A 12,383-nucleotide genomic window follows, 5' to 3' on the forward strand; every position below is an offset into this window, starting at 1 on the left:
ATTAGTCTGGAAACCATAGCATTGTGGCCCCACCTGAATCCATCTCGAACTCAGAAGTGAAACGCAATCGCGCCGATGGTAGTGTGGGGTCTCCCCATGTGAGAGTAGGTCATTTCCAGGCGCCTAATTTCTCGTAAAGAGAGTCGATAAATCCCCAGCACCTAGTGTTGGGGATTTTTTCGTTTAACAGCTTTTGAAATGAGCTTCTCACATGGGGAATATAGATAGCGCATGCGCAGCATGCATCCTTTTATATGCTAGTAGGGGGAAGCTCTTGCCCGAAGCCGGGCCATTGGAAGGCGCCTCCGCTCTTTGTTTCCGCATCCAAAGCGCTACTTCTCCGCCCCCATGTGGTTCGGCCTTCGGCAAGTATCATGACGATTCCAAGCCGGGCCATTTCCAGACACCCATGTGGCTTGCTCCCCAGCTGCAGCAAACCTGCTACGCGCTACGACTGTATGTTCGTCATTTTTACTTTTGACCAGCCTTGCTGATCTATTAAATCTCTCTGTCATTTTAAATGAACGTATTCTCAATTAAATCCTTAGCAGGTATTGCTATTGATAGTGGGCTTGTTACTTTAGCTGCTATTAATGGATTGCTGGTTTATGGTGTATCGATGAAGCTAGAGATGATATGTACGGGCGAAGAGGTGTTAGCGGGACAGATAGTGGATACCAATGCCGCCTGGTTTGCTAATACGCTTATGGACAAGGGAATTGAGTGTCAGCGACGGGTGACTGTCGGTGATCGCCTGGAAGATCTGATTGCGGTGTTTAAAGAGCGTAGCTTAGAAGCGGATATCATACTGGTTAATGGTGGCTTAGGCCCGACGAGTGATGATCTTTCTACTGAGGCTATGGCCTTGGCTATGGGGGTTCCTTTAGTCGAGAATACCGAGTGGCGTACTAAGCTTGAAGATTGGTACGCCCGTAATGGCCGAGTTATGGCCGAGAGTAATCTTAAGCAGGCATTCCTACCTGAGTCAGCTCTGATGATTGATAACCCGGTTGGCACAGCTTGTGGCTTCGCCGTAAAGTTCAATCGTGCCTGGTTGTTCTTTACCCCTGGGGTACCATTTGAATTTAAGCGCATGGTCACTGAGCAGTTTATTCCCTTCGTTGAGGATAGGTTTGCGGCTTCGACTTCGGTTGCTGTGAAGAAGCTGCTCACTCTGGGTAACGGTGAGTCTGCACTCGCAGATCGATTGGAGGCTATTCCTTTACCCGAAGGAATCATCTTAGGTTATCGCTCTTATATGCCTTATATCGAGATTAAGCTGTTTGCACGAGGTGCAACTGCAATCACTTCTTTGCCTAGAATTGAATCTGAGATCAAGGCTTTATTGGGTAATGCGGTTGTGGCGGAAAATGTCACTACACTGGATCAAGAGATCCATAATAAATTAGTAAACTCAGGACTTAGTCTCAGCGTTGCCGAGTCATGTACTGGTGGCATGATCACCAGTGGCTTGGTTGCATTCCCTGGTAGCTCCTCATACTTAGATCATGGTTTAGTCACTTATAGCAATGAAGCTAAGGTCAAAGTTCTCGGGGTTAATCCTCAGACTCTGGATGATTACGGCGCAGTATCTATTGCAACTGTGGAAGAGATGGCCAAGGGAGCCCGTAATATATTAGGTAGTAATTACGCACTTGCGACCAGTGGCATTGCTGGTCCGGAAGGCGGATCGGCAGATAAGCCAGTTGGGACTGTAGCGATAGCATTGGCAACTAAATATGGTGTACATAGTCAGATGCTGAAACTGCCGAGTCGTTCCCGTGCATTAGTGAGAGCATTAAGTACTGCAGTGGCTTATGACATGCTAAGGCGTGAGCTCTTAGGTGAGGCTGTTATCGTGGATTACTCGTCTTTTAGCAGATTCAGTAAGTAAGGTTGGAACAGGAAATAGCCTAAAAGATAGCAGATTGCAATCAAGCGAGTCTTGATTGCAATCTGCTTAGATAATTGAACTCATTCGTCAAAGATTAACTGAAGTTTTCCTGGTTGTACCTGGATGCGTTTAGTCATCTCAGCAATGAGTGCCTGATTAGATTCATTGGTATCGAGCACATAGACAGGCTGAGTTTCCAGAAACTGAGTTAAGAAGAGCATCAGTTGGGGAGAAAACTGTTGGATGGCCTTATCGAAGTCTTTTGGGCTAGATTTTATCTCGACTAGCTTAAGATCTTTGAGATAGACGCTATGGTTCGCAGCGTCATACCAAGGCTTTGCCTCAAAGGTCGTTTCCAGTTCGGCTTTGAATGGCATCAAGGGGTTACGTACCTTGATGATACTCAAAGCCGAGACCGCCATAATATCTGCTTTATGTCCCAATTTGACTTCGATATTATTGATGCGCATATCGATTCCAAAGAGTTGATTACCCTCTTTAATTTCGAAATGAATCTCATCCGATAGATAATCTTCTAACTCGCTCTCTGTGATGCTGTATTGACTGACGCAGCCAGTCAAAAGCAGCAAGATAAAGCCAACTGTAAGGCTGAGTATTTTCATCAACCTGTGTTTCTCATGCCAGCAGCAACACCGGCAATGGTGAGCATTAAGGCGAGTTCAACATTAGTCGATGAATCTTCCTTGCGTGTTCTGGCTAATAATTCGGCCTGCATGAAGTTCAGTGGATCGATATACGGGTTACGTAAGGTAATCGACTCCTTGTTCCATGGAGTATGGGACATCAAGGTGTCAGATTGAGTCAATTCTAATACGGCCTTAACACCCGTGGCCAATCTTTCACGTAATGCTTCGCCCAGGTGATGAAGGTTCTCCGGTACCAGACAGGTCTCGTAGTATTTAGCCAAATTAGGTTCGGCCTTGGCATAAACCATCTCTAGCATAGATATACGGGTCTTAAAGAAGGGCCATTCTTGCTCCATCTCTTGTAGTAAAGCCATATCACCTCTGTCTATTGCAGCCTGAAGTGCCTCACCAGCACCTAGCCAGGCAGGTAACATCAAGCGATTTTGCGACCAGGCAAAGATCCATGGAATAGCACGTAAGCTTTCAATACCGCCGTCGACCTTACGTTTTGCCGGACGACTACCCAGAGGTAATTTCCCTAGCTCGACTTCGGGAGTCGCGGCGCGAAAATATGCCACAAAATCTGGCTCTTCTCTGACGATTGCACGATAGGCCTTCACCGATTCTTCGGCTAGCTGTTGCATACAGGCACGCCATTCTGGCTTAGGCTCTGGTGGTGGAAGTAAGGTCGCTTCCATTACTGCCGAGGTATATAAGGCTAAGCTCTGAACGGCTAATTTGGGTAAACCAAACTTGAAACGGATCATCTCACCTTGCTCGGTCACGCGGATGCGCCCATCGACAGATCCAGGAGGTTGAGACAGAATTGCTTCATGAGCGGGCCCGCCCCCACGGCCAATGGTACCACCTCGTCCATGAAACAGGGTGAGCTTCACATCGGCTTGTCGGCTTATCTCAACCAGTTGCTCCTGAGCATGATATTGAGCCCACGCCGCCGCCATAACGCCGGCGTCTTTGGCTGAATCTGAATAGCCGATCATTATCTCTTGATGGCCTTTGGTATATCCACGGTACCAATCGATGGCGAAGAGTGCCGACATACAAGTTGCAGCATTATTGAGGTCGTCCAGAGTCTCAAACAGTGGCACCACTCGCATTGGATGAGGGCAGCCTGTTTCTTTGAGTAGAAGTAATACAGTCAGCACGTCCGATGGCTTGCTTGCCATAGATATCACATAGGAACCAAGAGCCCTTGCAGGTTGGGTCGCTATCAGTCGACAGGTGCTTATGACTTCGGCGACATCGGCACTCGGTTGCCAATTCGTGGGGATTAACGGACGTTTACTGGTGAGCTCCCTTAAGAGGAATGCTTGCTTCTCATTTTCATCCCAGTGGTTGAAGTCTCCCATACCCAGATAGCGGGTCAACTCGGCAATAACATCACTGTGGCGTTCGGCGTCCTGGCGGATATCGAGTCTGAGCATATGTATGCCAAAACAGGCTATGCGACGTAACATATCTAACAAGAGGCCGTTGGCAATCAGGCTCATACCCGTATCGGACAGGCTCTTGTATAGCATCATCAGTGGCTCTTTGAGATCACTCTCATGCCAGATGATGGAGCTGTGATCCACTTCAGGATTATGGCCTTCGAGGCGCTCATTGAGGTAATCTATGGTGTTACGCAGTTTAACTCTGAGTTCGCGGAGCACATCTCTATAGGGCTCGTGGCTATTGTTAGTTAACGCGGATAGTTCATCGTTAGCCTCTTCCATAGAGAGGTCATTGACCAGTAAAACGATATCTTTCAGATATAAACGCGCCGCGGTGTGACGGTTTCTGTCTAGTACTTCTTGTGTGACTAGGGCCGTGACAAACGGGTTGCCATCACGATCTCCACCCATCCAGCTGGAGAATCGCACTGGTGAAATGTCGATAGGTAGCTGCTTGCCGGTACGTTCTTCTACTTGCTCATTGAGCTGTCTGAGAAAATCCGGTATAGCTTGCCAGAGAGAGACTTCTATGGTGCTAAGGCCCCATCTGGCTTCATCTACCGGAGTTGGTCGCTCGTGGCGTATCTCATTAGTATGCCAGATCTGAGCGATGAGTTGCCTTAGGCGAAGATGCTGTTGTTTCTTCTCTCGCTGGCTAAGTTGTGGGTTTTCAAGTGCGGCGAGACTATCGATAACCGATGAATATTTTTGGATCAGGGTTCGGCGGGATATCTCTGTCGGATGAGCGGTCAATACCAGATCGATATCTAGGTTCTGCAGGCAATCGAGCATCTTCTCTTGATCGATATTGCTGCTCAACACTCTACCCAATAACTGCTCTACTGGATCGGGAACACATACTAACTCGTCGCAATTGCGGCTGATGGTATGGAATTGCTCGGCGATATTGGCCAAGTTTAGAAATTGGTTGAATGCTTTCGCAAAGGGCACTAATTCTTTATCCGGTAGTGCGGTGAGTAACTTGAGCATCTCATCTCGTGAGGTCTCATCCCCTTGTCTGGAGCTTTTCGCTAATTGACGGATCTGCTCTATCTTATCGAGAAAAGCATCGTCTAAATTGGTGCGTATTGTGTCACCTAAAATCTGTCCTAAGGTACCAACGTTAGACCTTAAAGACGCATACATATCAGCCATACTTACTCCATAAAGAATTTCGCTAATCGACCACAATACCTAGGGTTAACGGCTTAGGTCAATATAGACAACCCAGATATTGTGAGCTTATGCGTGCCATATCACTTTAGACTGGAATAACAATTTAGTCTCGAGTGGCATTTAGTGCAAGAGAGCCTATTTAATACAGGCGTGATAGATGAGCTGTTTGAGCAGCTCGACGGTTTGTTTCAAATAGGCGGTGTCGAGAAACTCATCGGGCTGATGAGCCTGTTCGATACTGCCTGGGCCTAATACTAAGGTTTGGCAACCCAGTTTAGCAATATAGGGGGCTTCGGTCGCGTAGTTAACGACCTCTGGTCTGCTCGAAGATAACTCTGCCACCAGTTTACTCCAGCTGCTTTGTGCGTTGCCGGCGAAAGGCTCGGATCCTGGATAAAGCGGTGCAACTTGAATACTGCCGGGAAACTGAGCACTGATAGGTGCAAGGTAATTAAGGACTAACTGCTCGAGCTCTTCTAATGCCAGGCCAGGTAGTGGGCGAATATCGATATGCAGATCACAGCAGCCACAGATTCGGTTGGCTGCATCGCCGCCATGTACATGACCGAAATTCATCGTTGGATAAGGTACGCTAAATGCGTCTTCATGATAGTTGTCGGCTAGATGTTGCTTGAGTTTCAGCAGTTGTCCCATCACTTGATGCATTATTTCGATGGCATTTAGCCCTTTTGCAGGGTCAGAAGAGTGGCCACTTCGACCCGTGACTCTTATGCCTTGAGTCAGATGGCCTTTATGCATATAAACGGGTTTTAAGCTGGTTGGTTCGCCGATGATGGCGTAATCGGGTGAGATAGATTTTTCCTCGGCAAAGGCTTTAGCTCCATTCATGGTGGTTTCTTCATCGGCGCTGGCTAATATGTGTAGAGGACGTTTGAAATTCTTCAGTGGCATATCTTTTAGCGCTTCTAATATGAGGGCAAAGAATCCCTTCATATCGCATGTGCCAAGGCCGTACCAGCGGTTATCTTTTTCCGTTAGAGTGAATGGGTCTTGGCTCCAACGACCCTCATCGAATGGTACTGTGTCTGTGTGGCCGGCGAGTAGAAGACCACCACTACCAGCGCCAAAGGAGGCGATGAAGTTATGTTTATTACGGGAATTCGGTACGGCTTGAATCTTACATTGAAAGCCTAGATCATTGAACCAGGTATGCAATAGATCTATCACGCCTTGGTTACTCATATCTTGCTCGACTTCGAGAGCGCTAATTGAAGGTGTCGCTATGAGCTGAGTAAAACTCGTTTTCAGATCTGGAATTTGGGTCATATTTCACCTTTAAAATATATATTCAAATATATTGCATAAATAGTTAGCTGTGATAGTCTAGCAAACAGCTAAGGCGAGTACCAGAATACAGTGCTAATTACTGAGAGTAAAAATGATAATTTCATACACTAAAATTAACAAAAAGGTCACATTAACAGACTTCCTGCGACGATAAACTTGTCAACATTGGTGTTTCTACCAGGGCTTAAGTTGTGCCCCCTCTTTTTCCTTTTATCTCGTTCAAAAATTAAGAAGTCATAGATTATGAAAAGCATTGCCATTATCGGCGCTAGTGGTTACACGGGCGCACAGATCACCTCTCTTATTTATGCCGATGCAAACTTGAAGATTCAAGGTCTGTATGTTTCTGAGAATAGCTTAGACAAAGGTAAGCCATTATCTGAGCTCTATCCCGTATATAGTCATATCTCATTATGCCTCTCTCCATTATCGCAAGAAGCTAAGACTTTAATTGTTGAACAAGCCGATGCAGTAGTATTAGCGACCGATCATAATGTCAGTTTACATCTGGCGGCCTGGTTTTATGAACAAGGTCTGGCAGTATTCGATTTAAGCGGTGCCTATCGGTTTGCCGATAAGGCTCTGTACCCCAAATGGTATGGCTTCGAGCATGACTATCCTGAAGTATTATCTAATGCCGTTTATGGCCTGGCCGAGTGGAATAGTGCCGAGATTGCCGACAGTAAGATGATCGCCGTCCCAGGGTGTTATCCAACTGCATCGCTCACCGCATTAAAGCCATTAGCATCTTTGTTAACCAGTACGCTGCCTGTGATCAACGCCGTGAGCGGTGTCACAGGAGCCGGTAGAAAGGCACAACTTCAAACCAGTTTTTGTGAAGTGAGTTTAACGCCCTACGGAGTATTGGGCCACAGGCATCAGCCTGAAATTGCCACTCAGCTAGGTCAGGAAGTGATTTTTACTCCACACTTAGGTAATTTTAAACGTGGCATACTCGCGACAATTACCACACAGCTCGCTGCGGGAACCACTGAAGCTGATATTGCCAAGGCATACTCATTTTATGATAACGCGCCTCTTGTTACGGTGAAGCACAACCAATTTCCTAAGGTGGATGATGTGGTCAATACACCCAATTGTCATCTGGGATGGAAGTTCGATCTCCAGACGGGTTATCTGGTGGTTGCGAGTGCAATTGATAATTTGATGAAAGGCGCAGCTAGTCAGGCTCATCAGTGCATAAAGATTCATTTTAAATACTAATTTCATTAGGCGAGTAGATAACTATGTCAACGAGTAACAAAACATTAGTGATTAAAGTTGGTGGTGCCTTACTGCAGTGTGAGATGGGCATGAACAGATTGATGGATACTGTGGCTAAGATGATTGCCAAGGGGCAGAAGATTATCTTGGTACATGGGGGCGGCTGCATCGTCGATGAACAGCTCACTGCCAATGGTATGGAAACTGAGAAATTAGACGGACTAAGGGTCACTCCTGCGGCACAAGTGCCTGTCATAGTGGGTGCACTAGCCGGAACCGCGAATAAATTGTTGCAAGCCGCGGCGATAAAGTCCGGTATTTCGGCCATCGGCATGAGCTTGGGTGATGGCGATATTGTAACGGCTCAGATTAAAGATGAAAGGCTAGGATTTGTCGGTGAAGTTTCACCTAAGAATGCGACTTATCTTGAATTTATTCTCTCTCAGGCTTGGTTACCGATTGTTAGCTCGATTGCAATCGACGCAAGTGGCCAGCAACTCAACGTTAATGCCGATCAAGCCGCGACCGTGTTGGCAAAACTTGTCGATGGTCAGCTAGTGCTGTTATCCGATGTCTCGGGTGTGCTCGATGGCAAGGGCCAATTAATTAAGAGTCTCAATAGGGCGCAGGTAGCAGAGCTCACTCATATAGGCGTTATAGAGAAAGGTATGAAAGTGAAGGTCGAGGCTGCACTGGACGTCGCCGAACTTATGGGCCAGCCAGTACAAGTGGCTTCGTGGAGAAGTGCAGAGCAATTGTTAGCCCTGTCAAATGGTCAGTCGGTGGGAACACAGATTCAACCTAACTAGTTTTCACTTTAAAATCATTATCATTAAATTTGAGCTAGCCGCGACGCAGCTAACTGAATACCAGAATAAGGGTTGGATTATGCTGCCAATCAGAGGAGAGTAACTATGAACCACCTGTTATCGATAAAAGATCTAACTCAAGAGCAACTGAAAGACCTATTGTCCCTGGCGAAAAAAATTAAGGCTAATCCAGCCGAGTATCGTCATGCCTTGGACGGTAAGAGTGTGGTGATGTTATTTGAGAAGCCTTCATTGAGAACTCGTGTTAGTTTCGATATCGGCATCAATAAACTTGGTGGCCATTGTCTCTACCTGGATCAGCAAAATGGTGCCTTAGGTAAACGTGAGCCGGTATCCGATTTTGCTGCCAATATATCATGTTGGGCCGACGCTATCGTGGCGAGAACCTATCTACATTCGACCATAGAAGGCCTGGCTGAGCATGGCAGTGTGCCTGTGATTAATGCGCTATCGGATCTCTACCACCCTTGCCAGGGCTTAGCAGACTTCCTCACTTTATCTGAGAAGTTTGACGATGTTAGTCAAGTTAAACTCGCTTATATCGGTGATGGTAATAATGTGACCCACTCATTGATGTTCGGCGCCGCAATTCTCGGCGCTAAGATGACGGTTGTTTGCCCTCCTGGGCACTTTCCCGATGGAGAAGTTGTGGTACAGGCGCAAGCGCTAGCGGCTAAGCATGGTGGCTCCCTGTTTCTGACCTCAGATATTGAGGCGATGGGTGAGCAAGATGCTATTTACACAGATACCTGGATCTCTATGGGTGACGAGACTGATATGGCCGATATCAAAACTAAGTTCGGTCCATATCAGGTCAATGCTGCTCTGATGGAAAAAGCGGGCGCTAACTTTTTCATGCACTGCTTGCCAGCATATCGTGAAGTCGAGGCTACAGCTGAGGTGGTCGATGGTGAGGGTTCACTTATCTTGCAGCAAGCTGAAAATCGAATGCATGCACAAAACGCCGTACTCGTGACCTTGCTGGGTCAGTAAGACAAGCTCTAGACGTAAACATATTTATCTCTCATCGAAGTTTCGGTGAGCAAGTATCAGGAATTAGGAAACAAAGATGTCGAATCAAGTAAAGAAAACAGATGTGAAAAAAGTTGTTCTGGCATATTCGGGGGACTGGATACGTCGGCCATTATCCCCTGGCTAAAAGAGACCTATGATAATTGTGAAATTATTGCCTTCTGTGCCGATGTGGGTCAGGGAGATGCCGAGCTCGAAGGCCTCCATGCCAAGGCGATTGCTTCGGGTGCCTCCGAGTGCTATATCGTCGACCTTAAAGAAGAACTGGTTGCCGATTATATCTACCCAACCATAGCCACTGGCGCCATCTATGAAGGTACTTACTTACTCGGCACTTCTATGGCCAGACCTATTATTGCTAAGGCTCAGGTAGAAATCGCACGTAAGGTCGGCGCCGATGCCGTCTGTCATGGCTGTACCGGTAAAGGCAACGATCAGGTTCGTTTCGAAGGCTGTTTCGCCGCACTGGCTCCGGAGCTCAAAGTGATCGCTCCATGGCGTGAATGGGAGATGGTGAGTCGTGAGGATCTGCTCGACTACTTGGCCGAGCGTAATATCGAGACAAGCTCTTCGATAACCAAAATTTACAGTCGTGATGCCAATGCCTGGCATATTTCACACGAAGGTGGCGAGTTGGAAGATCCGTGGAACGAACCGTCTAAAGGTGTTTGGACCATGACAGTTGCACCTGAAGATGCACCGGATGCCCCGGAATATGTGACGCTGGAATTAGAGCAGGGCAAGATCACTAAGGTTAACGGTGAGGCCCTGTCTCCTTACGCGGCACTCATGGTGCTAAACGAAGTGGCAGGAGCCCATGGTGTAGGCAGAATAGATATCACAGAGAACAGGCTGGTAGGCATGAAGTCTCGTGGTTGTTATGAGACTCCAGGTGGCACTGTGATGTTTGCGGCGCTACGTGCCATCGAAGAGTTGGTACTCGACAAGACGAGCCGTGAGTGGCGTGAGCAAGTTGGCGCGCAGATGGCTCAGCTGGTCTATGACGGACGTTGGTTCACTCCTCTTTGTGAGTCCTTACTAGCAGCTTCCGGGCCCTTAGCTAAGTTAGTTAATGGTGAAGTCGTTATTAAGCTCTACAAGGGTCAGGCTCAAGCGGTTAAGAAGCGCTCACCTAACAGCCTGTATTCTGAAGAATTTGCGACTTTTGGTGAAGATGATGTGTATAACCAGAAAGATGCTGAAGGCTTTATTCGTCTCTACTCGCTCTCTAGTCGCATCAGAGCACTGAAAGCTCTGTAAATCGCGGCAGATTATTTAATTTAAATAAAGGGCGCTAAGCGTCCTTTTTTGTAAAAAATGAGGATACCAGCATGGCATTATGGGGCGGAAGATTTAGTCAGGAAAGCAGTGCACTGTTTAAATTATTCAATGATTCACTGCCTGTGGATTACCGTTTGATTGAGCAGGATATTGTCGGTTCGATAGCCTGGGCCGAAGCCATTACTCAGGTCGGTGTCTTGACTGAGCAAGAGTGCACTCAGTTACAGCAGGCGTTGAAAGACCTATTAGCCGAGGTTGAAGATAAGCCAGAGTTGATCTTGGCATCGGGCGCCGAAGATATTCATAGCTTCGTCGAGCAATCACTTATCGCTAAAGTAGGTGATCTGGGTAAGAAGCTACATACAGGTCGCTCCCGTAACGACCAGGTGGCTACCGATCTTAAGCTATGGTGCAAGAAGGAGGGTCAACAGCAGCTCGTATTGCTAAAGGGCTTGAAACAAGCACTTCTCGAACTTGCCCAAAGAGAGCTCGATGCTGTTATGCCAGGTTATACCCATCTGCAGCGTGCTCAGCCCATTGCATTTGGTCATTGGTGTCTAGCCTATGTAGAGATGTTTGAGCGTGATATTAGCCGCTTAGAAGATGCCCTCAAGCGGGCCGATACCTGTCCTCTAGGGACCGGGGCACTTGCTGGTACGGCTTATCCCATGGATAGATACAAGTTAGCCGAAGCATTAGGATTTGCCTCTCCGACCCTTAACAGTTTAGATTCGGTATCCGACAGAGATCATGTGATTGAGATCTGTAGCGATGCCTCAATCAGCATGATGCACCTTAGTCGTATGGCAGAAGATCTCATCTTCTTCAACAGTGGTGAAGCGGGCTTCATCGACTTAGATGATGAAGTGACTTCGGGCTCATCTCTGATGCCACAGAAGAAAAATCCCGATGCTCTGGAGCTTATTAGGGGCAAGACAGGACGAGTGTACGGTAGTCTGATTGGCATTCTTACGACGATGAAGGCGCTTCCTCTGGCATATAACAAGGATATGCAGGAAGACAAGGAGGGACTGTTTGATGTTATGGATAGCTGGGCTATCTGTCTCGAGATGGCGGCACTCGTCTTGAGTGGCCTCAAGGTTAATCGTGAGAATACCTTAAGAGCCGCCCAACAAGGTTATGCAAATTCGACCGAACTAGCCGATTACTTAGTGGCTAAGGGGATGCCTTTCAGAGAAGCGCATCATGTAGTGGGTGAAGTGGTGGTTAAAGCCATAGCGCTGAAGAAACCCCTAGAGGATTTTGAATTAGCGGAGCTACAAGCCTTTTCAAATATTATAGCCGATGATGTGTATGCCTGTCTGACCATAGAGTCTTGTCTGGCAAAAAGAGAAGCCCTTGGAGGTACTTCGCTGCCTCAAGTGAAAGCGGCACTGACCAGTAAGTTGACTTGAAAACTGAATAAATAGACCAAAATAAAAATATTCTTAGTCTATGTCAAAATTAAGTCACTAATTTTAAACATATATAACTAAAAAAGCACTATTGAGTTAATCACTCTATAGTGCTTTTTATT

At 47.0% G+C, this 12,383-nt stretch carries 8 protein-coding genes, 1 rRNA gene and 1 pseudogene; 7 read left to right on the plus strand and 3 right to left on the minus strand.

Annotated features, from left to right (window positions below; translation table 11 throughout):
• Positions 1–5 precede the first annotated feature (5 nt).
• Both rrf and FM037_RS01505 read left to right on the plus strand, forming a co-directional pair.
• A 5S ribosomal RNA gene (gene rrf / locus FM037_RS01500) occupies positions 6–121 on the plus strand.
• A 498-nt stretch (positions 122–619) separates the two neighbouring features.
• Positions 620–1,894, plus strand: a complete 1,275-nt coding sequence (locus FM037_RS01505; RefSeq protein WP_144044536.1) for a CinA family nicotinamide mononucleotide deamidase-related protein — start codon at positions 620–622, stop codon at positions 1,892–1,894.
• 80 nt (positions 1,895–1,974) lie between these two features.
• Here the strand turns inward: FM037_RS01505 and FM037_RS01510 are convergent, their stop codons facing one another.
• From FM037_RS01510 to argE, 3 genes are all read right to left on the minus strand, one after another.
• The gene (locus tag FM037_RS01510) at positions 1,975–2,517 is read right to left on the minus strand and encodes a DUF1439 domain-containing protein (RefSeq protein WP_144044537.1); all 543 of its coding nucleotides are present in this window, start codon (positions 2,515–2,517) and stop codon (positions 1,975–1,977) included.
• Entirely contained in the window at positions 2,517–5,150 is a 2,634-nt protein-coding gene (gene ppc, locus FM037_RS01515; RefSeq protein ID WP_144044538.1) for a phosphoenolpyruvate carboxylase, read from the minus strand. Before ppc ends, FM037_RS01510 begins: the two co-directional genes overlap by 1 nt.
• Positions 5,151–5,306: 156 nt before the next feature.
• Positions 5,307–6,458, minus strand: coding sequence for an acetylornithine deacetylase (argE, locus tag FM037_RS01520; protein WP_144044539.1), 1,152 nt, complete (start codon positions 6,456–6,458; stop codon positions 5,307–5,309).
• Positions 6,459–6,722: 264 nt separating this feature from the next.
• On the opposite strand from argE, the gene argC reads away from it, so the two are divergent.
• The 5 genes and pseudogenes from argC (at position 6,723) to argH (ending at position 12,261) form a co-directional block, all read left to right on the plus strand.
• Entirely contained in the window at positions 6,723–7,703 is a 981-nt protein-coding gene (gene argC / locus FM037_RS01525; RefSeq protein ID WP_144044540.1) for an N-acetyl-gamma-glutamyl-phosphate reductase, read from the plus strand.
• Between the two features lie 23 nt (positions 7,704–7,726).
• Complete coding sequence (gene argB, locus FM037_RS01530) at positions 7,727–8,512, plus strand: acetylglutamate kinase (RefSeq protein ID WP_144044541.1); 786 nt, start codon at positions 7,727–7,729, stop codon at positions 8,510–8,512.
• A gap of 105 nt (positions 8,513–8,617) precedes the next feature.
• Positions 8,618–9,526, plus strand: coding sequence for an ornithine carbamoyltransferase (locus FM037_RS01535; RefSeq protein ID WP_144044542.1), 909 nt, complete (start codon positions 8,618–8,620; stop codon positions 9,524–9,526).
• A gap of 76 nt (positions 9,527–9,602) precedes the next feature.
• Positions 9,603–10,825, plus strand: a pseudogene (locus FM037_RS01540) (argininosuccinate synthase).
• Positions 10,826–10,896: 71 nt separating this feature from the next.
• Entirely contained in the window at positions 10,897–12,261 is a 1,365-nt protein-coding gene (argH, locus tag FM037_RS01545; RefSeq protein ID WP_144044543.1) for an argininosuccinate lyase, read from the plus strand.
• Positions 12,262–12,383: the final 122 nt, after the last annotated feature.

Source organism: Shewanella psychropiezotolerans (assembly GCF_007197555.1).
GTDB lineage: Bacteria > Pseudomonadota > Gammaproteobacteria > Enterobacterales > Shewanellaceae > Shewanella > Shewanella psychropiezotolerans.